Raw genomic sequence first — 22,690 nt, 5'->3', positions numbered from 1 at the left:
CGCGTGCGGATCAAGTGGCGGAACTGGGTGTGGCCGGTGGCGGCGCCGGCCCTGCTGGCGACCGGCTGTGTGAGCACGCCGGGCGCCCCGGCGGAGCCGACCGCCCAGCCCTCGGTGTCCGTGACCCGGCCCGTGGCCCGGGTGTGCGCCAAGCCCGCGGCCGGACCGGCGAAGGCGCCGGCGGGCGCGGTGACCATCGACCCCGCGGTGGTCGGTGACCTGGCCGCCAAGACCCGCAGCAGCCCCGCGAACACCACGTTCTGGCTGCGGCCGGGCAGCCACCGACTGGAGCCGGACCGCTACTCCCAGGTCGTCCCCAAGAAGGGGAACCGCTACCTCGGCGCGCCGGGCGCGGTGCTCGACGGCCGCAGGACCAACCAGTACGCGTTCGGCGGCGGCGCCCGCGACGTCACCATCGGCTACCTGACCGTGCAGGGTTTCGTCGCGCCGCACAACGAGGGCGTGGTCAACCATGACTCGGCCGACGGATGGGTGATCGAGCACACGACGATCCAGTACAACTCCGGCGCCGGGCTGATGGCCGGTGCCGGCCAGCGGGTCCGCGCCAGTTGCCTGCGCGGCAACGGGCAGTACGGCATGAACGTGTACAAGGACAGCGGCCGTATCAGCGGCCTGGTGGTCGAGGGCAACGAGATCGTGGCCAACAACCGCGACGACTGGGAGCGTCGGCAGCCGGGCTGCGGCTGCACCGGCGGCATCAAGTTCTGGGCCGTCGACGGCGCCGACGTACGCGGCAACTGGGTGCACGGCAACCGCGGAACCGGTTTGTGGGCGGACACCAACAACAACGACTTCCGCATCGAGGACAATGTGCTGGAGGCCAACGACGGTGCCGCGCTGATCTATGAGACCAGCTACAACGCGGTCATCCGGAAGAACACCATCCGGCGGAACAACTGGGTCGAGGGCCGCAGGTACGCCGACCGTGGCGACAGCTTCCCGTTCGGATCCGTCTACCTGTCCGAGTCCGGTGGCGAACCACGGATCAAGGCCCGCACGGACAAGATCGAGGTCTACCGGAACGTACTGGAGAACAACTGGTCCGGGATCACCCTGTGGGAGAACGCCGACCGGTTCTGCAACAGTCCGGCCAACACCTCCACCGGCGACTGTACGTTGCTGGTGCGCGACTCCCGCCGCTGCGCGCGGCCGGCGATCGCCACCGCACCGCTGTACGGCGACTGCCGCTGGAAGACCCAGCGGGTGGACATCCACGGCAACCGCTTCGTACTGGACAAGTCCGTCCTCAAGTGCACGGTCAGGTGCGACCGCATGGCGGTGCTGGCCAACTACGGCACCTATCCGGACTGGTCGCCGTACCAGGGCGAGCTGGTGGCCGAGGCGATCACCCGCGGGCAGCACAACCGCTGGCACGACAACGTCTACCTCGGACCGTGGAAGTTCGTCGCCCACGACCCGAGCCGGGTGCTGGACTTCGGGCAGTGGCAGGCCGCGCCGTACCGGCAGGACGCGGGCAGCACCCTCGACCCGTGGGCCGGTCGCTGATGGGCGGGGACCTGCGGCGCGGCGGGCTGCCGGGCGGCCCGGACACGGCGGAAACGGGACCCGGCGCCGGACCGTGCCCAGACGGCACGCCGAAGGCCGTCGGGGTCGTCTGGGGCCTGCTGGTCCTGAACACCCTCGGCTCCGCCGGGGCGAAGACCGTGATCCCACTGCCCCGCTCCCTCATTCAAGTGGTCACCATGGGGGCGCTGGTCGCCGCGTTCGCGCTGGCGCTCGCGCTCAATCTCCGGCTGCGTATCCGAGGCGGCGCCTTCCTGTTCCTGCTCACCCTGCTGCTGGTGCCGAGCGTGCTCTCCAGCGTGCACCTGGAGTCCGGGTTCGGCGCGCTGTTCCGCTGCGCCCGGCTGGCTCTCTTCGTCAGCACGCTGTGGCTCCTCAGCCGCTGGTGGGACGGCAGTACGACCTTCGTCCGGCACCACATCCGGATGTACTTCGCGGTGCTCGGGTCGGTCGCCGCCGGCGCGCTCGTCTCACCGGGCGCGGCCATGCCCGAGCTCTACGGCGGGCGGCTGGTCGGCGCGCTGTGGCCGCTGACCCCGCCGCAGATCGGACAGTACGCAGCGGTGATCACCGGGCTCACCGTGCTGCTCGTACTGGGCCGGCGGACCGACAGGGGCAGCGCGGCGGTGATCATCGTGCCCTCACTCGTTCTGCTCGCGCTGACCCATACCCGCACGGCCACGCTCGGCCTGCTCGTGGGGCTGGCGTTGGCGATCGGCTCGCTCCTTTTGACCAGTGCCGCCGCCCGCCGGCTGTTCACCTGGGCGGTGCTGTGCGCCGCGGTGGCCGCGATCGGGTTCGCCTCCGCGCTGCGGACGTGGTTCCTGCGCGGACAGAGCCAGGAGTACCTCACCAGCCTCACCGGCCGGGCCAACGTCTGGGACGCCCTGCTGGCGGAGCCCCGGACGACCGGGAAGGAGCTGTTCGGCGTGGGCCTGGGCGACAAGTCCTTCGGCGGGCTGCCGATCGACAACAGTTGGCTGGCCGTCTACCACGAGCAGGGGCTGACCGGCGTCGCCCTGGTGGCGGCGGTCGTCATCGTGCTGGGCGGTGTCGCGTTGCTGCGGCCACCGTCGCTGCCGAGGGCCTGCGCGATCTTCCTGATCAGCTACTGCACGATCGCGTCGTACACCGAATCGGGGCTGGGTGACGCCTCGCCGTATCTGCTGCATCTGGCCGTGGCCGCCTCACTGCTGGCGGCACCCGCCGCGGCCACGCCCCTGACGGCGCCCGCACTCCCCCCACGACGTGTCCCGCGGTGGGCCCGGGACCGGGAGGTGACCTGAAGACATGCACGGCATGCGGATCCTGGTGGTGCACAACCGCTACTCCTCGGCCCAGCCGAGCGGCGAGAACAAGGTCGTCGACCAGGAAGTGGGGCTGCTGCGCGCGGCCGGCCACCGGGTCGAGCTGTTCCAGCGGCGCAGCGACGACATCGCCGCCCGGTCCCTGCCGGGCAAGGCCGCGGTGCCGCTGCTGGTGCCGTGGAACCCGGCGGTCCGCACGGAGCTCACCGCCCGGCTGCGTACCTCGCGCCCTGAGGTGGTGCACATCCACAACGTCTTCCCGCTGCTGTCGCCCGCGGTGCTGGCCGCCTGCGCCGACGCCGGCGTGCCGGCCGTCGCCACGCTGCACAACTACGGCCAGGTCTGCCCGCCCGGCACGCTGCAGCGGGACGGCCGGCCGTGCACCGAGTGCGTCGGGTCGGCGCCGCTGCCCGCCGTACGGCACGGCTGCTACCGCGGCTCCCGGCTGGCGACGGTGCCGCTCGCGGTCAGCCTGTCGGTCAACCGGCGGCGGTGGTGGTCCGGTGTGGAGCGGTTCTTCTGCATCTCCGCGGCGCAGCGCGACGTGCTGGTTCGGGCCGGCATGCCGGCCGGGCGGCTGGTGGTGAAGCACAACTTCGTGCCCGATCCCGGCGCCCGCCGATCGGGCGCCGGCGAGCATCTGCTCTATCTCGGCCGGCTCGTGGAGGCCAAGGGCGTACGGCTGCTGATGGCCGCGTGGGAGGAGATCGCGGCGAGCGGCGGGTGGGCGTGCCGCTCGTGGTCGCGGGCGCCGGGCCGCTGGAGCCGGAGGTGACCGCCTGGGCGGCGGGCCGCGACGACGTGCGGTACGTCGGTCTGTACGACGGGGAGCAGTGCCGGCAGGCCATCGCGCGGTCGGTCGCCGTGGTGGCTCCCTCGACGTGGCTGGAGGCGTTCGGCCTGGTGGTCGTGGAGGCGATGGCGGCCGGGGTGCCGGCCGTCGCCGCCGGTCACGGCGCCTTCGTCGAACTCGTCCAGGACGGGGTGAGCGGGCTGCTGCACCGGCCGGGCGAGACCGCCTCGCTGGTGTCCTGCCTGCGCCGGATCACGGCGGACCCGGCCCGCAACCGGGAGATGGGGCAGGCGGCCCGGCGCCGTTACGAGCAGGGTTTCAGCCCGGCCGTCGGGCTGGAGCGCCTGGTGGAGGGGTACCGCACCGCGATCGCGGGTCGGTCGGGCGGCGGGGAGTGCCCGCCGCCGGCAGGGGAGAGAAGCACTGGCTCGCGGTGGGGCACCCGCGCGGGCAGGAATGGGGGCAGTAAGTGACACGATGCCGACTGTGCGGCTCGGCGGCGATGGCGAGCGTCGTCGATCTGGGGGCGACCCCGCCGTGCGAGAGTTTCCTCGCCGCGGACCAACTGGACCGGCCGGAGCCGGCGTACCCGCTGCACCTGCGGGTCTGCACCGACTGCTGGCTGGCGCAGATCCCTCCGCTGATCACTCCGGAGGAAACGTTTACGCACTACGCGTACTTCTCCTCCTACTCGACCTCCTGGGTGGAGCACGCGCGCACGTTCGTCGCCGACGCCGTACAGCGCCTTGCTCTTGGCCCCGACGCCTTCGTGGTCGAGGTCGCCAGCAACGACGGATACCTGCTCAAGCACATGGTGGACCGTGGTGTCCGCTGCCTGGGCATCGAGCCGTCGGTCAACGTCGGCGCCGCGGCGCGGGAGGCGGGTGTGCCCACGCTCACGGAGTTCCTCGATCCGGACACCGGCTCGAACGTCCGCGCCGAGCACGGCCCGGCGGACCTGGTCGTGGCCAACAACGTCTACGCGCACATCCCCGACGTGGCCGGGTTCACCAAGGGGCTGCGCGCCCTGGTCGCCGACGACGGCTGGGTCTCCATCGAGGTGCAGCACCTGCTGACCCTGATCGAGCAGAACCAGTACGACACGATCTACCACGAGCACTTCCAGTACTACACGGTCGCCTCCGCCGCCCGGGCGCTGGCCAGTGGCGGACTCGCGCTCGTGGACGTCGAGCTGCTGCCCACGCACGGCGGCTCCATCCGGCGTGGGCCCGGCCGGCCGAGGTGGCCGGCGAGCCCTCGACCGACGTGCTGCCCACGCACGGCGGCTCCATCCGGCTGTGGGCCCGGCCGGCCGAGGTGGCCGGCGAGCCCTCGCGGCGGATGACCGACGTGCTGGAGAAGGAGAAGGCCGCCGGGCTGCAGGAGCTGTCCGGGTACACCGAGTTCTCCGCCCGGGTGGCCAAGGTGCGCCGGGACCTCCTGAAATTCCTCATCGAGGCGGCCGAGCGCGGCCGGACGGTCGTCGGCTACGGCGCCCCGGGCAAGGGCAACACCCTGCTCAACCACTGCGGCATCCGGCCCGACCTGCTCCCGTACACGGTCGACCGCAACCCGTACAAGCACGGCAGGTTCACCCCGGGCACCCGCATCCCGGTCCTGCCGCCCGAGCAGATAGCCGCCGACCGGCCGGACTATGTGCTCGTCCTCCCCTGGAACCTGCGCGCCGAGCTGGTCGAGCAGTTGTCCTTCGTGCACGCCTGGGGCGGCCGGCTGGTCTTTCCCATCCCGGAACTGAGCATTGTCGAGGCCACGTCGTGAATGAGGTTGCAGCATGAAGGTCGTACTGTTCTGCGGCGGCTACGGACTGCGGATGCGCAGCGGTGCCGCCGACGACCTGCCCAAGCCGATGGCGATGGTCGGCCCGCGGCCCCTGATCTGGCACGTCATGCGCTACTACGCGCACTTCGGGCACACGGAGTTCATCCTGTGCCTGGGATACGGGGCCCACCACATCAAGGACTTCTTCCTCAACTACGAGGAGACGGTGTCCAACGACTTCGTGCTGCGGGGCGGGCGGACCGAGCTGCTGTCCACCGACATCGCCTCCTGGACGATCACGTTCGTGCAGACCGGCGTCGAGTCACCGATCGGGGAGCGGCTGCGCCGGGTGCGGCACCACCTGGACGGCGAGGAGATGTTTCTCGCCAACTACGCCGATGTGCTCACCGACGCCCCGCTGCCCGAGATGATCGACTCCTTCGCCCGGCGCGACGCCGGTGCGTCGATGATGGTGGTGCCGCCGCAGTCCTCGTTCCACTGCGTGGACCTGGGCGAGGACGGCCTGGTGGGAGGCATCACCGCGGTGAGCGAACTGCCGCTGTGGGAGAACGGCGGCTACTTCGTGCTCCGTCAGGAGATCTTCGACCACATCCCGGAGAACGGGGACCTGGTCGCGGACGGATGCGCCCGACTGGCCAAGCTGGGGCGGCTGGTGGCGCACCGGCACCGCGGCTTCTGGAAGCCCACCGACACCGTCAAGGAGCGGGCCGCGCTCGATACCGCCTACGCCCGGGGCGAACGCCCGTGGGCCGTATGGGAACGGGACGGTTCGGGGGCGGGCGCGACGGGGAGCAGGGGCGGCGCGCAGGCGGGCGCGGCCGGGGGCAGTCACGGCGCCGCGGCGAGGACCGCGTGATCCGGCTCGGGGCCGGGCGCCTGGACCGGCTCGTCGCGGTGGGCGCGCACTGCGACGACATCGCCATCGGCGCCGGCGGCACACTGCTGGCGATGTGCCGTGCGCGGCCGGGTGTCCGTATCGACGCGCTGGTGCTCACCGGCGGCGGCAGCGAGCGGGAGCAGGAGGAACAGGCCGCGCTGGCCGCCTTCTGCCCGGGTGCCGATCTGCGGCTGACCGTGCTCAAGCTGGCGGACGGCCGGCTGCCGGCGCAGTGGGACGAGGCCAAGGCCGCGGTCGAGGAGCTGCGTGAGCGGACCGGGCCGGATCTCGTGCTGGCTCCGCGTACCGATGACGCGCACCAGGATCACCGCGGCCTGGCGAAGCTGGTGACCACCGCGTTCCGCGATCACCTCGTACTCGGCTACGAGATCGTCAAGTGGGACGGCGATCTCGGCCGTATGGCGGCGTACCAGCCGCTGTCGCCGGAGACCGCCGAGGAGAAGGTGCGGCTGCTGCAGGAGCACTACCCCTCGCAACGGCACCGGCCCTGGTACGACCGGGAGGCCTTCCTCGGCCTGGCCCGGATCCGCGGCATCGAATGCCATGCGCGCTACGCCGAGGCGTTCGCCGTCACCAAACTCACTCTCGACCTGGGGGAATGAACCTTGCGCGTACTGCTGACCGGACACCAGGGCTACCTGGGCACCGTGATGGCCCCGGTCCTGACGGCCGCCGGGCACGAGGTCGTCGGGCTGGACTGCGGCCTGTTCGCCGACTGCGTGCTGGGCCCGCCGCCCGCGGACCCTCCGGGGTACCGGGTGGACCTGCGTGACGTCACGGCCGATCACGTGGCGGGGGTGGACGCCGTGATCCACCTGGCCGCGCTGTCCAACGACCCGCTGGGAGCGCTGGCGCCGCAGCTCACCTACGACATCAACCACCACGCCTCCGTACGGCTGGCCGGGCTGGCCCGCGACGCCGGGGTGCGGCGCTTCCTGTACGCGTCGACCTGCTCCGTCTACGGCGCCGCCGGCGGTGCGGACCTGGTGACCGAGGACGCCCCGCTGCGCCCGGTCACGCCGTACGCGGAGTCCAAGGTGCGGGTGGAGGACGACCTGCACGCGCTGGCCGACGGCGACTTCAGCCCGGTGTACATGCGCAACGCCACCGCCTTCGGCCACTCACCCCGGCTGCGCGCCGACATCGTGCTGAACAACCTGGTGGGCCACGCGCTCCTGTCCGGTGAGGTGCTGGTGCTCTCCGACGGCACCCCCTGGCGCCCGCTGGTGCACGCCGTCGACATCGCACGGGCCTTCGCAGCCGCGCTGACCGCGCCGCGGGAGGCGGTGCACGACCGGGCGTTCAACATCGGCAGCGAGATCAACAACGTCACGGTCGCCGAGATCGCCGGGCAGGTCGCCGAGGCGGTGGTCGGCTCGCGGGTGGTGATCACCGGGGAGACCGGTGCCGATCCGCGGTCCTACCGGGTGGACTTCTCCCGGTTCCGCGCCGCGGTGCCCGGCTTCGACTGCGAGTGGACGGTCAAGCAGGGCGCGCTCGAACTCGCCGACGCCTACCGGAAACACGGGCTGACCCGGGAGGGCTTCGAGCGGCGCTTCACCCGGCTGGCCGTGCTGCGCGCGGCGTCCGAGGCGGGCACGGTCGACGACACCCTGCGGTGGCGCCGGTGACCGGGGCCGGCGAGCAGCCGGGGGCCGGGGCGGCTGCGGGGTCCGGGGCGGTTGAGGGGACCGGTGTGGCTGCGGGGACCGGTGCGGCTTCGCCGACCGCGGCCGGCGAGCAGATGTACGCGCTGGTGGAGCGGCTGTACCCGCTGTGCCGGAGCATCACCGGCGACGGTGTGCGCGCCACCTTGGAGATCGTCGGCGAGTACGTCCCGCTCCAGGTGCACGAGGTGCCGACCGGGACGCAGGTGCTCGACTGGACGGTGCCTCAGGAGTGGAACATCAAGGACGCGTACATCGCCGACAGCACCGGCCGCCGGGTCGTCGACTTCGCCGCCTCGAACCTGCACGTGCTCGGCTACAGCGTGCCGGTGTCGGCGACCATGCCGCTGGCCGAGCTGCGCGGCCATCTGCACACCTTGCCGGAGCACCCGGGCTGGGTGCCGTACCGCACCAGCTACTACAAGCCGGACTGGGGATTCTGTCTGTCCCAGGAGACCTTGGACGCGCTGCCGGAGGGCGAGTACGAGGTCCGCATCGACTCCACGCTCGCCGACGGCCACCTCACCTACGCCGAGCACGTGGTCCCCGGGCAGGTCGCCGACGAGGTGATCGTCTCCTGCCACGTCTGCCACCCGTCGCTGGCCAACGACAACCTGGCCGGCATCGCGGTGGCGACGTTCCTGGCCCGGGCGCTGGCCGAGGCGCAGCCGTACTACACCTACCGGTTCCTGTTCGCGCCCGGCACCATCGGGGCGATCACCTGGCTGGCCCGCAACAAGGAGCGGGTGAATGGGGTATCCCCTGCTCAAGCGGAGCCGAGAGCTGGGGGAAGGGTCAAGCACGGGCTGGTGCTGGCCTGCGCCGGCGACCCGGGCCAGGTGACGTACAAGCGTAGCAGGCGCGGTGACGCGGAGATCGACCGGGTGATGCGGCATGTGCTGGCCGCCTCCGGACGCCCGCACCGCGTCATCGAGTTCACTCCGTACGGCTACGACGAGCGGCAGTTCTGCTCGCCCGGGTTCGACCTCGGTGTGGGTTCGCTCAGCCGGACCCCGTACGCCGGCTACCCCGAATACCACACCTCGGCGGACGACCTGGAGTTCGTCTCCCCGGAGGCGATGGCGGACACGCTGGCCGTCTGCCGCGAGGCGTTCGCCGTGCTGGACCGCAACCGGCGGTACGTCAACCTCAGCCCGTACGGCGAACCGCAGTTGGGCCGGCGCGGGCTGTACGACGCGCTCGGCGGGCGCAGCGACGCCAAGCAGGCCCAGATGGCCATGCTGTGGGTGCTCAGCCTCTCCGACGGCGAGCACGGTCTGCTGGATGTCGCCGAGCGGTCCGGGCTGCCGTTCGACACCGTCGCCGCCGCGGCCGACGCCCTGCACGGCGCCGGGCTGATCAAGGCGTGACGCCGATGACCACCGAGGGGGAGAAGACGCGGCCGGGGGCCGCGACCGCCAGACGGGCCCTGGTCGGGCGGCTGTCCTGGGGGCTGGCCGACCAGGCGGCCTCCAGCATGTCCAACTTCGTGGTGGGCATCTACGTGGCCCGCTCGCTGGGGGTGACCGCGTTCGGCGCCTTCAGCCTGGCCTGGGTGACCTACGGCGTGGTGCTCAACGTCTCCCGGGGCCTTGCCACCGACCCGCTGGTGGTGCGCTTCAGCGGGGTACCCGACGCGTCCTGGCGCGAGGCGGTGGCCCGGTCCTCGGGAACCGCGCTCGGTGTCGGGGCCGCCCTCGGCGCGGCGTGTGTGGTGGCCGGTCTCGGCGTCGGCGGCAGTGTGGGGCCCGCGTTCGCCTGCCTCGGTGTCGTCCTGCCCGGGCTGCTGCTGCAGGACGCGTGGCGGTTCGCGTTCTTCGCCGCGGGCACCGGGCACAAGGCGTTCGTCAACGACCTCGTGTGGGGCCTCGCGCTCGTCCCGGCCATGGTGGTGGCGGGTGGCACGGGCAGCGGGGGCAGCGTGTCCGCTTTCGTGCTCGCCTGGGGCGGGTCCGCCGCGGTGGCCGCGGTGTACGGCTGCTTCCAGTCCGGCATCCGGCCCCATATGGCCGGTGCGCGCCGGTGGCTTCACGCGCACCGCGACCTCGGCTACCGGTATCTGGCCGAGAACCTCGGCAACAGCGGGGCCGGCCAGCTTCGGGCGTACGGGCTCGGCGCGATCGTCGGGGTCGGCGCGGTGGGCGTGGTCCGCGGTGCCGAGCTGCTGCTCGGCCCGTTCATGGCTGTGCTGATGGGGCTTTCCCTGGTCACCGTCGCGGAGGCGGCACGGGTGCTGCGGCGCGCCCCGCACCAGCTCGGCAGGTTCTGCTTCCTGCTGGGCGGCGGGCAGGCCGCCGCCGCGCTGCTGTGGGGCGCGGCGCTGCTCCTGGTGCCCGGCCGGCTCGGCGAACTGGTGCTCGGCGGTGTCTGGGGCTCCGCCTCGGCGCTGATCGTTCCGGTCACGCTCGGCGTCGCGGGCGCGGGTCTGGGCACCGGTGCGGCGGCCGGACTGCGTGCGCTGGGCGCGGCCCGGCGCAGCCTGCGCAGTCAACTGTTCGCCTCCGCCTGTTACGTCACCGGCGGGCTCGGCGGGGCGGCCGTGGCCGGTACGGCCGGCTCGGCCTGGGGCGTCGCCGCCGCGACGTCGACCGGCTCGGCCGTGTGGTGGCTGCACCTGCGGTCCGCCCTGCGTGAGCACCACCGGAACACCATCCGCGAAGCGAGGACGCCATGACCGCATTGCGCCGCACTCCCCGGCTGAGCATCGGCCTGCCCGTGTACAACGGCGAGGAGTACCTGGCCGAGTCGCTCGACGCCCTGCTCGGCCAGACCTACGAGGACTTCGAACTGGTCATCTCCGACAACGCCTCGACCGACGGGACCCAGGACATCTGCCGTAAGTACGCCGCGCGGGACTCCCGCATCCGCTACCTCCGCCTGCCCCGGAACATCGGTGCCGCACCGAACCACAACTACGTGTTCACCCGGTGCCACGGCGAGCTGTTCAAGTGGGCCTCGCACGACGACCTGTACGCCCGCGATCTGCTGCGGCGCTGCGTGCAGGCGCTGGACGAGCGGCCCGAGGTGATCCTCGCCCACGCCGACCAGGCGGTCATCGACGAGAACGGCCGGGTCAAGGTCCCCTACGAGTACACGCTCGCCACCGCATCGCCCCACGCGCCGGAGCGCTTCCGCAGTCTGCTGTTCGAGCCCGGGGGTGACGACTTCTACGGGGTGATGCGGGCCGACGTGCTGCGCCGGGTCAAGCCGCACGACAGCTACCACCACGCGGACCGCACGTTCGTCGCCGAGATCGCCCTGCACGGGCCCTTCCACCAGGTGCCGGAGCTGCTGTACTTCCGCCGCGACCACCCCACCCGCGCCGAGCGGGCGAACCCTTCCAAGCGCTCCCGGTGCGTCAACCTGGATCCGCGCCGGGCAGGCCCGCTGCACCCCACGCCCCGGCTGCTCGCCGAGTACGTCTGGGGTTTCGCCTCGGCGGTCCGGCGGGCGCCGCTGTCCCCGGCCGACCGGCGCGCGTGCTACCGCCACCTGGCCGCATGGATGGCCGGCCGGGTCCGGCCGGGCGCCGGCGAGCGGGTCGAGGACCGCGCTCCGGTGGACCCCGACCGGATCAGCGTCTGTGTCGACGCCCTGGTCGCGGGCCGTGAGGGGAGGCGGGCATGAGGCGGGAGCGTTCCGGGGCTCCGGTGCGTGTCGGGGTGTTCGGCCTGCTCGGCTCCGGCAACCTCGGCAACGACGGGTCGCTGGAGGCCGTGCTCGGTTACCTCCGCGCCGAGCATCCGGAGGCGGTCGTGGACGCGCTGTGCGGCGGGCCCCAGGCCGTCGCCGCCCGGTACGGGATTCCCGCGACGCGGCTGCACTGGTACCGCGGGGAGTACCGGACCGCCTCGCGTGCGGGCGCGATCGCGGCCAAGGGTGCGGGCAAGCTCGTCGACGCCTTCCGCACCGCCGCCTGGGTGCGCCGGCACGACGTGGTGATCGTGCCGGGCATGGGCGTCCTGGAGGCCACGCTGCCGCTGCGGCCGTGGGGCTTCCCGTACTCCCTGTTCCTGCTCTGCGCCGGTGGCCGGCTGTTCGGCACCCGGGTAGCGCTGGTCGGGGTCGGCGCGGACACGATCCGCGACCGGCCGACCCGGACGCTGGTGCGGTGGTCGGCGCGGCTGGCCACGTACCGCTCGTACCGGGACGCCCTGTCCCGCCAGGCGATACGGGCCATGGGCGTGGACACCACGGGCGACGAGGTCTATCCGGACCTCGCCTTCGCCCTGCCGGTGCCGGGGGCGGTCACGCCCGCGGAACGGACGAGCCCACCGGGCCCGGTCTGCGTCGGCGTGATGGCCTTCCACGGCGGCAACGACGACCGCGCCCGGGCCGAGGAGATCCACCGGCGCTACCTCGACGGGATGACCCGCTTCGTCCGCGCGCTGGTCGAGGACGGCAGGCCGGTCCGGCTGCTCACCGGCGACGAGTGCGATGCGCCGGTGGTCGCCGCGATCCGGGGCGCGGTGGACTCGCCGCTGGTCACCGCCGCCGAAGCGGCCTCGCTGGCCGGCCTGATGAAGGAGATGGCGGCGGCCGGGGCCGTGGTGGCCACCCGCTACCACAACCTGGTCTGCGCGCTGAAGGTCGGCACGCCAACGCTCGCGCTCAGCTACGCGGCCAAGAGCGACGCGCTCATGGGACAGATGGGGCTGGGCACGTACTGCCACCCGGCCCGCGAGGTCGACGCCGGCCGGCTGCTGGAGCAGTTCCGGGCGCTGGAACACCGATCGGCGGAGCTACGGCGGACCCTCGCCGAGCGGAACCTGATCGCCGCCCGGCGCCTTGAGGACCAGTTCACCGCCCTGAGCGAGGCCCTGTTCCCAGCGACCGACCGCACCTCTGCCCACGCCCACACACACGCCCGTGCCCACGCTCAGCAGGAGGTTTCATGAAAGCGAGGGAAGTCCCGGAGATCGCCGGCGCATACCTGTTCGAGCCCACGCCGTACACCGACGAGCGCGGCTTCTTCTGCCGCACCTTCGACGCCGGCGTGGCCCGCTCGGTGGGCCTGGACCCGGGCGCCTTCGTCCAGGACAGCGTGTCCCGCTCGGCCCGGGGGGTGCTGCGCGGCCTGCACCTGCGCTCCGGAGCCGGCGAGGCCAAGCTGGTGCGCTGCTCGTACGGAAGGATCTTCGACGTCGTCGTGGACCTGCGGGCAAGCTCGCCGACCTACCGCAACCGGGCCTTCTTCGAGCTGTCCGGCGAGACGCAGGTGACCCTGTACGTCCCGGCGGGGTGCGCGCACGGCTTCCAGGCGCTGACCGAACCCGCCGACGTCTCGTACCGGATCGACCGCCCGCACGATCCGGCCGAGGACGTGACGATCGCCTTCGACGATCCGCAGCTCGCCATTCCCTGGCCGCTGCCGGTCACATCGATGTCCCGGCGGGACCGGGAGGCACCGGGCCTCGCCGAGGCCCTGAAGCGAGAAGAGAGCTGAGGCCGGCGTGGACACCCGACGACCCGAAGACGGCGCGGAGTTCCTCCTGCCCCGGTCACAACAGGCCAACGAGCGGCTGCACTCCCTGATCCCCGGTGGCGCGCACACCTACGCCAAGGGCGAGGACCAGTACCCCGAGAACCTGGCCCCGGTCATCAGCCACGGCCGCGGTGCCCACGTGTGGGACATCGACGGCAACCGCTACATCGAGTACGGCTCCGGCCTGCGGTCGGTCAGCCTCGGCCACGCCCACCCCCGAGTGATCGAGGCGGTACGGCGGGAACTCGACCGCGGCAGCAACTTCGTGCGGCCGTCCGTCGTGGAGGTCGAGGCCGCGGAGCGTTTCCTGGCCACGGTGCCGACCGCCGAGATGGTGAAGTTCGCGAAGAACGGCTCCGACGTCACCACCGCCGCGGTGCGCCTGGCCCGCGCCGTCACCGGGCGCCCACGGGTGGCCATCTGTGCCGATCACCCGTTCTTCTCCGTCGACGACTGGTTCATCGGCACCACGCCGATGTCCGCCGGTGTTCCGGCGGCGACCACCGAGCTCACGGTGGCGTTCCCGTACGGGGACCTGACCGCCACGGACGAGCTGCTCACCCGGTACCGCGGCGAGGTCGCCGCTCTGATCCTGGAACCCGCCACCCACACCGAGCCCCCGCCCGGGTACCTCGCCGGCCTGCGCGAGCTGGCCGACCGGCACGGCTGCGTACTGATCTTCGATGAGATGATCACCGGCCTGCGCTGGTCCGAGGCGGGTGCCCAGGGTCTGTACGGCGTCGTCCCCGACCTCTCCACGTTCGGCAAGGCGCTGGGCAACGGGTTCGCCGTCTCCGCGCTGGCCGGGCGGCGTGACCTGATGGAGCGGGGCGGGCTGCGCCACCCCCACGAGCGGGTGTTCCTGCTGTCCACCACGCACGGTGCGGAGACCCACTCGCTGGCCGCCGCGATGGCCGTGCAGGCCACCTACGTCGAGGAGGGCATCACCGCACGGCTGCACGCCCTCGGTGAGCGGCTGGCCGCCGGTGTCCGGGACGCCGCGACCAGTATGGGCGTCGGTGACCACGTCCTCGTACGGGGCCGGGCCAGCAATCTGGTCTTCGCCACCCTCGACGAGAACCGGCAACCCTCGCAGGGGTACCGCACCCTGTTCCTGCGCCGGCTCCTCGCGGGCGGCGTGCTGGCCCCGTCGTTCGTGGTGAGCAGCGCACTCGAAGAGGCCGACATCGACCACACCGTCGATGTGGTGGCCCAGGCATGTGCGGTGTACCGCAAGGCACTGGACGCCGCCGACCCCACCCCCTGGATGGCCGGCCGACCGGTCAAACCCGTGTTCCGCCGCCTGGCATGACGCGGCGTCAGGAGCGCTCCTCCCGGCCGGCGTCGGCTGCCCGGCCGGCCGCCCGACCGGCCGTCCGGGCAACCAGCCTGTCGGCCGTCCGGTCGACCAGCCACCCGGTCGCCGGTGTCACCGCCAGCGCGGTGCACCAGCCGCCGAGGACGTCGGTCGGGTAGTGCGCGCCCAGAGCGACCTGCGCCCAGCCCATGACGGCACCGGCGACCAGCGCCGCGGCGAGCACGAGCAACGTACCGGCCGCCCTGCCGAGACCGAGCCGGCCCACCGCGAACAGCGCCACCGCGAGGGTGAGCGCGGTGAGGAAGGCGGTGTGCCCGCTCGGATAGGACAGATTGTCCTCGCCGTGGATGGAGCGTCCCACCAGCGACTTGAGCAGCGTCGCCGTCCCCACGGCCAGGCCGGCCCCGGCAACGACGAACACCGCCGCGCGCGGACACCGAAGCAGCAGACAGCCCGCCACGACGGCCACCACCAGCGCCGCCGCTCCGACGGGCTCCCCCAGGAAATCCGTGGCCAGGGCGACGTGCCGCCACGGCGACCGCACACCGTCCACCGCCGGCTGGATCCACGCGTCCACCATGCCGGGCCGGCCGCGGCCGGCGTACCGGACCCCGAGCACGATGACCATCAGCGTGGCGAGGGCCGCGATCGGCCCGAGCCACGCGCGCAGCAACGGGGGCAGCACAACGGGCGCCGGCCGGCCGGTCACCCGCCGCCACCGCACTGCCGCGCCCCGGAGAACCGCCCGCTCCCGCCCACCGACGAGCCCCCTCTCGTGTTCCGACTTGAACCTTAGCCAACAACGCGGCGCGACAAACCGCCCCGGCCGGTGTCTGACGTGCCGGAGCCCCGCGAGGGGAAGGCGCGGGGCTCCGATGGTGGTGCATCAGCCGTCGATCTGTCGGCTGAGGTCAGCGGCGTACGTGGTGACGCGGGCCGGGACGCCGGGGACTCTCGCCACCGGGACCGTTCAGAAGTGCAGAATGCGCCGGGGGCACCCGGGCGCGCAGGGAGATGCCGGACAACATGCGGCGCCATGCGGCGAGTTGGGGATTCTTGAGTCAAGAGTTGGGCCTTCGGTCCCCGGTGTTCCCGATCGATCACGCACCCTTGACAGTCCCGAGCTGATCACAGCATCTTCCGGCGACTGGCGGCGACTTCGGACAACAGGGAACCGGTGCCGTTCCCCCACGCGCTGCAAGGCGCGATCCGTAACAGCGGGCTCGACCTGGACCGCATCCGGCACCGGCTCCAGCTTCGGGGCGCACCGGTCAGCGTGGCCACGCTCGCTCTTGGCGGTCCGGGCGCAACGGGAGTCCCGGATGCTGCCGATCGGCGCCCTCAAGCCGCGGGCAGACCGGGCCGCGGAGCCGCTGTCCGCGCTGGACACCGGCTCCGACGCGCACCTGGTCCGCATGGCCGGCACGACCGCTACGAGTACGGTGACGACCGCGCCCAGCGTCGCGTGTGGACGCGCCGTCTCCTGCGTGCCGACCGTGACGGCCCGGACCGCTGGGTGATGCTCTTCCACCAGGACGAGCCGGGTGCCGGCATCCCCCAGTTGCGCGGCCTGCGCGACTGCCGCCCACGCCGGCCACGAACTTGGCGTTGTGGCCCGACGAGGGCCACCGCCGTACCCAGGGCAAACTGCGCGCCACATCAGTGGTTCCGTGCGCTCAGTCGGTCAGGGCGGCGAGGGTGGCGTCGAGGTCGGTGGCCGCGGGCCGGTTGTAGGGGAGCTTGGCGAGAATCCTGGCCATGCCGCAGGTGTTGGTGAGGGCGGAGAACACCAGTCCGCCGGCGACGCCCGCGGACAGCCAGCGGGCGGCGGGCCGACGGCGGCCGGTCAGCAGACCGGTCAGGACGAGGGAGCCGGCGGCGAGACGTACCTGACGTTCCATCGCCCAGACGGCGCGGGGGCCGGCGGAACGCTGGACATGGTGGCCGAGCTGCTGCCAGGCGGTGGTGCCGCCGGTCAGGTCGGCGGCGGCGATGCCGTGTTCAGCCAGGCGGCCCCGGGCCTGGGCGGAGCGGGCGCCCGAGGCACATACGAGGAGCAGGTCGCCACGGCCGGCGGCCGTCTTCAGGGCAGGCAGGGCCGTGGAAAGGTGGTCGAGGGGGATGTTGTGGGCACCGGGCAGGTGTCCGGAGGCGTACTCGCCGGGGGTACGGACGTCGATGACGGTCAGTTCGGAAAGGCGGGCGTACGCCTGGGCGGCGGTGAGGGAAGCGGTGGCTGCCACGGGGATGTCCTTTGCTGGTCAGGGGTTTCCCCTTCGACAGGGTACCGATACCCGCGGTGCCGGTACGCGACCTTCCTGAACCGGGCGTTGGACCAACTGCTCATGGACGTGGCCCTGCACCGGCTTCAGGTCACCCTCATCCTGCACCGGGCAGGCGTCACCGGACCGAACGGCGCCGGCCACCACGGCATATGGGACACCGCGCTGCTGTCCGCGGTCCCCGGCATCCGGCTCGCCGCGACCCGCGACCCCGCCACCCGGTGTGAACTGCTGCGCGAGGCCGACGGGTACGCCGACGGGCCCACGGCACTGCGCTAGGGCGCTTCTGATGGCTCTTGGACGGTGTCGCGGAGCCAGATGACGAGCGTGGTGACGGTGAGGGTGCCGTTGAAAATGTAGTCGCGCTTGTCGTAGCGGCTGGCCACCGCCCGGAACTGTTTCCACTTGCTGACGCAGCGCTCGACCGCGTTGCGCCGCCGGTACTGGGCCTTGTCGAAGGCAGGCGGCCGGCCGCCTGCCCGGCCACGGCTGCGGCGGTGGGCCCGCTGGTCGTCCGGCTCGGCGATCGTCGCCTTGATACCCCGGCGGCGCAGGTAGGCGCGGTTGTCGCGGCTGGAGTACGCCTTGTCGCCGCGCACCCGGTCCGGGCGGCGGCGTGGCCGGCCGGGCCCGCGGCGAGCGATACGCAGCGACTCCAGCACCGGCAGGAGCATGGGGCTGTCGCCCCGCTGGCCCGGCGAGGTGAGCCAGGTCAGCGGGCGGGCCCGGTCATCGGCCAGCAGGTGGACCTTGGTGGTCAGTCCGCCCCGTGAGCGTCCCAGGGCCTCCCGTCCATCGGCCTCCACACGCGTCCCGCCCCCTTTTCGGGCCAGTCGCGCGGCGGTCGTTGCCGGGCCCCGGCCGCATGCTGGTGGGCCCGGCAGGAAGTGGAGTCGATGTTCACCGCCCACTCTTGCTCCAGCTCGCGGGCCAAGGCGCCGTCGGGGTCGCCGGCGTCGGCCTCGATCTGCAGCTCGGCCAGGATGCGCTGCCAGGTGCCGTCCGCCGACCAGCGGCGATGCCGTTCGTAGACGGTCTGCCAGGGCCCGTACCGCTCCGGCAGGTCCGGCCAGGGCACCCCCGTACGGGCCCGGAACAGCACCCCGTTCACCACCCTCCGGTGATCGGACCACTGCCCACCAGGCCGGCCGTTGGCCGGCAGTAACGGCTCGATCTTCCGCCACTGCGCATCGGTCAGTTCATGTCGCCGCACCATGCCCTACGCGTGCCCAGCTCAGAGCTTGGCCCACCCCGACCGACAAGAGCCATCAGAAGCGCCCTAGCCGAAAGCCACCGCCGGACCCGACATCCCTGCCCTCGGCACCATGGACGGCATCGGCATACTGCACCGCGGCCCCCCACCGCCCCTTGGACGTCCTGCTGGTCGGCGCCGGGGTCATGGCCACCCCGTGTCTGGAGGCTGCCGCAGCGCTGAAGCGGGACGGCCACGGGATCACCGTCGCCGACCCCCGCTGGACCCATCTCGTCTCCAGCCCCCTGCCCGGCCTGGCGGCCCGGTGACGGCCGGCCGTCACCGTGGGGGACGCCCTCGCCGACGGCGGCATCGGCAGCGCCGCGCGCACCGGCACACATCATCACCCCCGTACGGGTACTGGGCCTGCCCCGCTCCTTCCTCGCCCATGGCGAGCGCCCCGGCCTCCTGGCCCGGGCGGGACCGGATGCGCAAGGCATCACCCGCAACACCCCCAAGGCCGGCCTACGGCAGTTCCTTCTCCACCGCCGCGCGGCCCTCCTCCGCCAGGCGCCGGCGGGCCCACTCCAGGTTTTCGGGGTGATGTCGCGTCCGGCGGCGAGCACCAGGTCCTCGGGGGACACCTCGCCTTCCGTACCGGTGCGCAGCGCGCTGTCCGGTGTGACGTCCTGCGGGCGCGGCCGTACGTCGATGTCCGTGTCGTCCCCGGGGGCCTCGCCGTAACGGCGGGTGAACTTGGCGATCTGACCCTCGGCGTCCACGACCCGGGCCTTCCCTGTGTAGAAGGGGTGGCTCTCGGAGGAGATCTCCACCTCGACGAGGGGGTAGGTGTTGCCGTCGTCCCACTCGATGGTCCGCTCACTGGTCGCGGTGGACCGGGTGAGGAAGGCGAACCCCGCCGAACGGTCGCGGAAGACGACCGGGCGGTAAGGAGGGTGCTTGTCCTGGTCCTGCGGCATGTCTGCTCCTTACTCCTTGTAGGGGTGGGTAGGCGGCACTCCGCGGCCGGCCGTCGGGCTCGCGGACCGGAGCGGCGAATGGCTGCCTCTATCCACCCATATTTCCCTGATGTCTGCATGAAGTGCGCACAACCCAGCCCGTCAGGGCTCCCCCATCGGGTGCCCCACGAGCCTCGGCGGAAAAGCAGTCCGATGCCGGCGGCGTCACCCCGCCGCGACGACCCCCCGCAGGGCGAGCGCCGCGCCCAGGAGAACGACCAGAGAGGCCGTGATGGCCGGAGCCGTACGGTGCAGGAAGCCGAAGACCCGCTCATAACGGGGTGCCGCCCCCATGAGCCGCTGCCCCAGCCGCGCGCCCACACGGACGAGCAGTACAGCGACCACCACAAGAGTGAACGCGAGCCCCACACCGTACGCGAGTACCAGCAGCGCCCCGAACCAGAGCCGGCCCAGAGCACTGGACCCGACGAGCACCAGCACCGCCGATGGGCTGGGCACCAGCCCCCCGGCGAAGCCGAGCAGCAGCGTGTCCCGCGTCCTCGGCCGCGCCGCAACGGCAGTGGCGTGGGCATGGGCACGGCCCGGTTCGTGTTCGCCTTGGTGCGCGTGGCCATGGTCGTGTGAAGGGAGGTGTGTGTGTACGTGTACGGGCCCTGACCGGTGGGCCAGGGCCCGGCGGAGCAGGGCGGTGCCCGCCGCCGCGACGAGCAGGCCGCTCAGCGCCGTCAGCCAGGGGATGGCCAGGGGTACGGCCTGTGGCCCCGCTGCCACCACCACTCCCAGGACCAGCACCCCGGCCGTGTGCGTGACCGTCACCGCCGCACCGATCCGCAGCAGGGACCGGAAGGAACCACGGTGTCCGCCGGCGGCGTAGGCGGCCATCACGGTCTTGCCGTGTCCGGGGGCGAGCGCGTGCGCCGCGCCCAGTACGGCGGCCAGCGCGAGGGCCAGCAGGCCGAAGCCGAGGGTGAGCCGGTGGCTGCCGACGAGGCCGGTGAAACGCTGTGTCAGCCCGTCCGCCCCGCGCGGCAGCGCCGCCACCGCCCCGGGGCGCGCCTGCTCCCCCGCCGCGTCCGATGCGCCGTCGCTCAGGCCGCCGCTCGGGCCGCCGTTCGCATCGGCGGTGAGCGCGGGGCCGCCGGCGCGGACGGCGAGGTGGGCGCCGTGCTGTCGCAACGGCGTGGAGAGCAGGTCGTCGGGGTAACGGGTGAGCCGGGCGGAGGCGGAGCGCGCCGGGACGTCGGTGCGCACCAGCCGTACCCGGTCGCCACGCGCCGTGGTCTCGCGCCAGCCGGGACCGTCCTCCCCCACCGCCATGCCGCCCGTGAAGCGCACGGCCGTACCGGAGTCAGCGGCGTCAGCGGCGTCAGCGGTGCTGTCGGTGTCAGCGGTGTTATCGGTGTCGTCGTCCATGCCTGGGGACAGGCCGAGCGGCGCGGTCAGCAGGCACTCCAGCCGCAGGGTGGACAGTCCGGCCTGTCCCGGCCGGCGCACGGCCCGTGCCCGCTCGCCGCGGGACGCCGGCCGTACGGGACGGCCGTCCACCGTGAGCGCGCTCCCCCGTGCCGCGCGGACGCACATCCGCCGGGCCCAGGCGATGCGTTCGGCGGCGTCGAGGCGGTGGTCACCGTCCTGGTCGATCCGGGGTTCCGCTTGGGCGGCGGGGATCTCGGCCAGGTCCTCGACGTGGTCGACGCGCAGTTCGCGGGGCGAGACGGTCAGTCCGTCGTAGGCGTTCACGGTGAAGTTGCCCAGCGGGTGCGCCGCCGCGGGCGCGGCTCCCGTCGTACCGAGCAGCACCACCGGCAGAAAGACGCCCACCAGCAGTACGACGCGCCGCGCCCATCGCCTCCTGCGCACCTCCGGCATCACGCGCCGCCCGCTCACCCCTGCTCCCCCGCTGTCACCCACCGGCCGAGGGCGGTACGCGCCTGGGGCGTCAGTGCCGTTCCCAGGGCGAGAGCGTCCCTGCCATGGGTACGGGCTTCCGCGTCGCGGCCCAGCGCGTGTTCGATCTCGGCGCGGTGGTAGAGGAACGCGGCGTTGCGGTAGCCGCCCCTGGTCAGGGTCTCGGTGGCCTGCCGGGCCAGGGGCAGCGCCGCCGCGTCCCGGCCCCGGCGGTGCAGCGCCCAGGCCAGGGCGTCGGCGGTGTGTACGGTGTGCCGCCGCTTCCACTCGGCGCGGGCGGCGCGCAGCGCCTGCGCCCGCTCGCCGTGGTCGGCGGCGACCAGGGCGGTGTCCAGGTCGGTGTTGACGCGCTGGGCGCGGGCCAGTCGCGTCCAGGCGTCCAGCGCGGCGTACTGCCGTGCGGCGGCGCGGCGTTCCCCGCGCGCCGCGTACATCTCGCCCAGCAGGGCGAGGTGTGCCGGCAGCGGTTGCCGGGCGACGACCGCCTCCAGGTCACGCACCGCTCCGGCCAGGTCGCCGACTGCCGCCCGCACCTGTCCCCGGCCCAGGAGGGCGGGCACGTGACCGGGGTCGGCGCGCAACGCGACGGCGTACGAGCGCAGGGCCGGGCCGGGCTTCCCCTCCGACCGGGACAGCTCGCCGAGGGCCGTGGCGAGGTGGGCGATGTCACCGGGGGCGCTCGTCGGGGCGAGGGCCTGTTCCAGCACCCGGCGGGCGGTGGCGCGCTCGCCGCGCAGTTCGGCCACGTACGCGAACCGGGTGAAGGCGGGGATGCCGGGACGGCGGGCGTCGGCCCGCAGCGCGGCCCGGTGCGCGGCGTCGTAGCGGCCGAGTTCGACCAGCGCGTCCACGCGGACGGCCAGGGCCAGTTCGCCGTACGGGCTGACCGCCAGCGAGCGGTCGGCGAGCCGCAGCGCGGCAAAGAAGTCGTGCCGGGCGGCGGCGAGCGCGGCCTGACCGGCGAGGGCGCCGCTGTTGCCCGGTGCCGGGCTCAGCGCGAGGGAACGCGCGAAGGCGCGCTGCGCCTGTCCGTACAGTCCTGGATCGGCGGTACGCCGGGCCTGCTCCACGCACGCGGAACCGAGCGCCGCCCAGTTGGCCGCGTCCCGGGGCTGGGCGCGCAGGTGCCGCCGCAGCGTGTCCAGACGGCGGCCCAGCCCCTCCCCGGTCAGCGGCAGGACCACGGACCCGTCGGTGTCCCCCCGCAGAACGGGTGTCCGGGGCCCCTGGTCGTCCCGGACGCCCGGGAAGCGGAACCCGGTGACCCACGCCAGGGTGCTCAGCGACAGCGCCAGGGCCACGACGGCCAGTGCCCGGCGGAGGGTGTGGGTGGACCCCACGGCGTACCTCCTCGATGCCTCGTCATGCTTCTTGATGTCTCGTGACGTCTCGTGATGCCTGGTGTCGGCGGACGCGGGCGGCTGGGGGCACGCCCGTGCCCGTCGGAGGGCCGGAGTGCGGCGCGGGAAGCGGATCGCCGCACCCCGGCCCGGTTCGTGGTGGGGGCTTGTCGGT

17 protein-coding genes and 5 pseudogenes are annotated in these 22,690 nt (G+C 73.0%); 16 read left to right on the top strand and 6 right to left on the bottom strand.

All coding sequences use genetic code 11. The features are described from left to right. Positions 1-3: 3 nt before the first annotated feature. The 13 genes and pseudogenes from KGS77_RS33295 (at position 4) to KGS77_RS33235 (ending at position 14,807) form a co-directional block, all read left to right on the top strand. Positions 4-1,527: a right-handed parallel beta-helix repeat-containing protein gene (locus KGS77_RS33295; RefSeq protein WP_242587029.1), complete on the top strand. Its 1,524-nt coding sequence runs from the start codon at positions 4-6 to the stop codon at positions 1,525-1,527. After that, positions 1,527-2,831: an O-antigen ligase domain-containing protein gene (locus tag KGS77_RS33290; protein WP_242587830.1), complete on the top strand. Its 1,305-nt coding sequence runs from the start codon at positions 1,527-1,529 to the stop codon at positions 2,829-2,831. Before KGS77_RS33295 ends, KGS77_RS33290 begins: the two co-directional genes overlap by 1 nt. Positions 2,832-2,844: 13 nt before the next feature. After that, positions 2,845-4,118, top strand: a pseudogene (locus tag KGS77_RS33285) (glycosyltransferase). Beyond that, positions 4,115-5,424: pseudogene (locus KGS77_RS33280) on the top strand (class I SAM-dependent methyltransferase). The pseudogenes KGS77_RS33285 and KGS77_RS33280 overlap by 4 nt, the downstream one beginning before the upstream one ends. 13 nt (positions 5,425-5,437) lie before the next feature. Beyond that, positions 5,438-6,301 (top strand): glucose-1-phosphate cytidylyltransferase, encoded by an 864-nt coding sequence (locus KGS77_RS33275; RefSeq protein WP_242587028.1) that lies wholly within the window; start codon positions 5,438-5,440, stop codon positions 6,299-6,301. Further along, on the top strand, positions 6,298-6,945 hold the full coding sequence (locus KGS77_RS33270) for a PIG-L deacetylase family protein (protein WP_242587027.1): 648 nt from the start codon (positions 6,298-6,300) through the stop codon (positions 6,943-6,945). Before KGS77_RS33275 ends, KGS77_RS33270 begins: the two co-directional genes overlap by 4 nt. Positions 6,946-6,948: 3 nt before the next feature. Continuing rightward, complete coding sequence (locus tag KGS77_RS33265; RefSeq protein ID WP_242587026.1) at positions 6,949-7,974, top strand: SDR family oxidoreductase; 1,026 nt, start codon at positions 6,949-6,951, stop codon at positions 7,972-7,974. 113 nt (positions 7,975-8,087) lie between these two features. After that, positions 8,088-9,380, top strand: a complete 1,293-nt coding sequence (locus KGS77_RS33260) for a DUF4910 domain-containing protein (RefSeq protein WP_242587829.1) — start codon at positions 8,088-8,090, stop codon at positions 9,378-9,380. A 5-nt stretch (positions 9,381-9,385) separates the two neighbouring features. After that, complete coding sequence (locus KGS77_RS33255) at positions 9,386-10,684, top strand: hypothetical protein (RefSeq protein ID WP_242587025.1); 1,299 nt, start codon at positions 9,386-9,388, stop codon at positions 10,682-10,684. Further along, positions 10,681-11,637, top strand: coding sequence for a glycosyltransferase family 2 protein (locus KGS77_RS33250; protein ID WP_242587024.1), 957 nt, complete (start codon positions 10,681-10,683; stop codon positions 11,635-11,637). The genes KGS77_RS33255 and KGS77_RS33250 overlap by 4 nt, the downstream gene beginning before the upstream one ends. Then, positions 11,634-12,908: a polysaccharide pyruvyl transferase family protein gene (locus KGS77_RS33245; RefSeq protein ID WP_242587023.1), complete on the top strand. Its 1,275-nt coding sequence runs from the start codon at positions 11,634-11,636 to the stop codon at positions 12,906-12,908. The genes KGS77_RS33250 and KGS77_RS33245 overlap by 4 nt, the downstream gene beginning before the upstream one ends. Next, positions 12,905-13,456 carry a dTDP-4-dehydrorhamnose 3,5-epimerase family protein gene (locus KGS77_RS33240; RefSeq protein ID WP_242587022.1) on the top strand — a complete coding sequence of 184 codons (552 nt, stop codon included), beginning with the start codon at positions 12,905-12,907 and terminating at the stop codon, positions 13,454-13,456. Before KGS77_RS33245 ends, KGS77_RS33240 begins: the two co-directional genes overlap by 4 nt. 7 nt (positions 13,457-13,463) lie before the next feature. Continuing rightward, the gene (locus KGS77_RS33235; RefSeq protein ID WP_242587021.1) at positions 13,464-14,807 is read left to right on the top strand and encodes a glutamate-1-semialdehyde 2,1-aminomutase; all 1,344 of its coding nucleotides are present in this window, start codon (positions 13,464-13,466) and stop codon (positions 14,805-14,807) included. Positions 14,808-14,814: 7 nt separating this feature from the next. Here the strand turns inward: KGS77_RS33235 and KGS77_RS33230 are convergent, their stop codons facing one another. Continuing rightward, positions 14,815-15,522, bottom strand: a complete 708-nt coding sequence (locus KGS77_RS33230) for a phosphatase PAP2 family protein (RefSeq protein WP_242587020.1) — start codon at positions 15,520-15,522, stop codon at positions 14,815-14,817. Between the two features lie 613 nt (positions 15,523-16,135). Between KGS77_RS33230 and KGS77_RS33225 the strand changes: the two genes are divergently transcribed. Beyond that, the gene (locus KGS77_RS33225) at positions 16,136-16,333 is read left to right on the top strand and encodes a hypothetical protein (protein ID WP_242587019.1); all 198 of its coding nucleotides are present in this window, start codon (positions 16,136-16,138) and stop codon (positions 16,331-16,333) included. A gap of 156 nt (positions 16,334-16,489) precedes the next feature. Here KGS77_RS33225 and KGS77_RS33220 read toward each other — a convergent pair whose 3' ends face one another. Next, complete coding sequence (locus KGS77_RS33220; RefSeq protein ID WP_242587018.1) at positions 16,490-17,056, bottom strand: rhodanese-like domain-containing protein; 567 nt, start codon at positions 17,054-17,056, stop codon at positions 16,490-16,492. Positions 17,057-17,119: 63 nt separating this feature from the next. Between KGS77_RS33220 and KGS77_RS33215 the strand changes: the two are divergent. Beyond that, positions 17,120-17,371: pseudogene (locus KGS77_RS33215) on the top strand (1-deoxy-D-xylulose-5-phosphate synthase); the annotation flags it as partial. On the opposite strand, the pseudogene KGS77_RS33210 reads toward KGS77_RS33215, so the two are convergent. After that, positions 17,371-18,311, bottom strand: a pseudogene (locus tag KGS77_RS33210) (IS5 family transposase). The pseudogenes KGS77_RS33215 and KGS77_RS33210 overlap by 1 nt on opposite strands. Before the next feature lie 152 nt (positions 18,312-18,463). On the opposite strand from KGS77_RS33210, the gene KGS77_RS33205 reads away from it, so the two are divergent. After that, complete coding sequence (locus KGS77_RS33205) at positions 18,464-18,616, top strand: transketolase C-terminal domain-containing protein (protein WP_242587017.1); 153 nt, start codon at positions 18,464-18,466, stop codon at positions 18,614-18,616. Between the two features lie 408 nt (positions 18,617-19,024). On the opposite strand, the pseudogene KGS77_RS33200 reads toward KGS77_RS33205, so the two are convergent. The 3 genes and pseudogenes from KGS77_RS33200 to KGS77_RS33190 form a co-directional block, all read right to left on the bottom strand. Next, positions 19,025-19,267: pseudogene (locus KGS77_RS33200) on the bottom strand (type B 50S ribosomal protein L31); the annotation flags it as partial. Between the two features lie 204 nt (positions 19,268-19,471). Beyond that, positions 19,472-21,154, bottom strand: coding sequence for a nickel transporter (locus KGS77_RS33195; RefSeq protein ID WP_242587016.1), 1,683 nt, complete (start codon positions 21,152-21,154; stop codon positions 19,472-19,474). Further along, entirely contained in the window at positions 21,151-22,515 is a 1,365-nt protein-coding gene (locus KGS77_RS33190; RefSeq protein ID WP_242587015.1) for a hypothetical protein, read from the bottom strand. Before KGS77_RS33190 ends, KGS77_RS33195 begins: the two co-directional genes overlap by 4 nt. Positions 22,516-22,690: the final 175 nt, after the last annotated feature.

Source organism: Streptomyces sp. MST-110588, assembly GCF_022695595.1.
Classification (GTDB): domain Bacteria; phylum Actinomycetota; class Actinomycetes; order Streptomycetales; family Streptomycetaceae; genus Streptomyces.
This window is presented reverse-complemented; position numbering and strand designations above follow the sequence as displayed.